The organism is Stenotrophomonas sp. 05L414_2 (assembly GCF_056397905.1).
In genome coordinates, this window is the sequence record NZ_JBFTOJ010000313.1 from 1 (window position 1) to 1,412 (window position 1,412).

Consider the following 1,412-nt stretch of genomic DNA (forward strand, 5'->3'; position numbering starts at 1 on the left):
GGCCGGCAACTGCAGTCCCCCAACTCGACCAGGYTGCCGGCCAGCGGCCGGCACTACCACGACCGTGCGTTCACGGCGGCGGAGTTGACATGCAGGCATTTACCTGCCTATTGTGACCCCACGGACGGCACCCCGCCGCCCACCGTGGAGCCGCAGTCATGGTGGATATCGCACACAGAGTCGGCATCAAAGCCCCATCGGCCCAGGTCTACCAGGCCCTGGCCACCCCCGAAGGCATCGCCGCCTGGTGGGCCGAGGACACCACCGGCGACCGCCACCCCGGCGGCACCGTCACCGCCCGCTTCACCGCCAACGGCCAGGAAATCGGCGCCATGCAGATGAAGCTGCTGCAGCTGCAGCCGAACGAGCGGGTGCTGTGGGAATTCATCGACGGCCCACCGGAATGGATCGGCACCACCGCGCGCTTCGCCCTGCACCAGGACGGCGACTACTGCATCGTGCTGTTCAGCCATGAAGGCTGGAAGGAGCGCGTGGAGTTCATGCACCACTGCAGCACCAAGTGGGCCATCTTCCTGATGAGCCTGAAATCCCTGCTGGAAACCGGGCGCGGTCAGCCCAGCCCACACGACGTCAAGATCGACAACTGGAACTGAAAGCCCCCATGGATGCAGACAAGGTGTTCAAGGCACTGGCCGACCCCACGCGCCGCACGTTGTTGGACCTGCTCTGCGAGCGCAACGGGCAGACGCTGGGACAGCTCTGCGAGCACCTGCAGATGGCCCGGCAATCGGTTACCCAGCACCTGGGCCTGCTGGAAGACGCCAACCTGATCAGCACCGTCAGGCGTGGCCGCGAGAAGCTGCACTTCATCAACCCGGTGCCACTGCACGACGTCTATAYGCGCTGGGTAAGCAAGTTCGAGCAGCAGCGCCTGAGCCTGCTGCATGACCTCAAACAGGAACTGGAAGGACAATGACGATGAGCGCTGAATCCACCCGTTTCATCCACGTGATCTATATCGCCTCCACGCCGCAGAAGGTGTTCGAAGCCATCACCCGGCCGGAGATTGCCCGCACCTACTGGGGGCACGAAAACGTATCGGACTGGAAACCCGGCTCGCRCTGGCAGCACGTGCGCGCCAACGACGAGCGCAAGGTCGAACTGGTGGGCGAAGTGGTGGAAAACACCCCACCCTCGCGACTGGTGATCACCTGGGCCGCCGCCTCGCAGGCGGACAACCCGAAGGCCTACAGCCGGGTGACGTTCGAGATCGTGCCGTATGAGGACATGGTCAAGCTGACGGTGACCCATGACGAGCTGGAACCGGGCAGCGGCATGGATACCGGCATCCGCCAGGGCTGGCCGATCGTGCTGTCGAGCCTGAAATCGCTTCTGGAAACCGGCAAAGGCCTGGACGTATTCGCCAAGCCACAGTAGTGCCAGCCCATGGC

At 64.2% G+C, this 1,412-nt stretch carries 3 protein-coding genes; all 3 read left to right on the top strand.

The annotated features are described in order from the left end of the window. The first annotated feature begins 158 nt into the window (after window positions 1-158). From AC1DJN_RS21920 to AC1DJN_RS21930, 3 genes are read left to right on the top strand one after another with little or no spacing between them, the layout of a single operon-like run. Window positions 159-614 carry an SRPBCC family protein gene (locus AC1DJN_RS21920; protein ID WP_154880122.1) on the top strand — a complete coding sequence of 152 codons (456 nt, stop codon included), beginning with the start codon at window positions 159-161 and terminating at the stop codon, window positions 612-614. An 8-nt stretch (window positions 615-622) separates the two neighbouring features. Further along, entirely contained in the window at window positions 623-937 is a 315-nt protein-coding gene (locus tag AC1DJN_RS21925) for an ArsR/SmtB family transcription factor (RefSeq protein ID WP_478040262.1), read from the top strand. A gap of 2 nt (window positions 938-939) precedes the next feature. Next, window positions 940-1,398, top strand: a complete 459-nt coding sequence (locus AC1DJN_RS21930; protein WP_478040264.1) for an SRPBCC family protein — start codon at window positions 940-942, stop codon at window positions 1,396-1,398. Window positions 1,399-1,412 lie beyond the last annotated feature (14 nt).

Excerpts from the sequence above, each read along its gene's own strand:
- AC1DJN_RS21920 (WP_154880122.1), top strand. The coding sequence starts at position 159 with ATGGTGGATATCGCACACAGAGTCGGCATCAAAGCCCCATCGGCCCAG.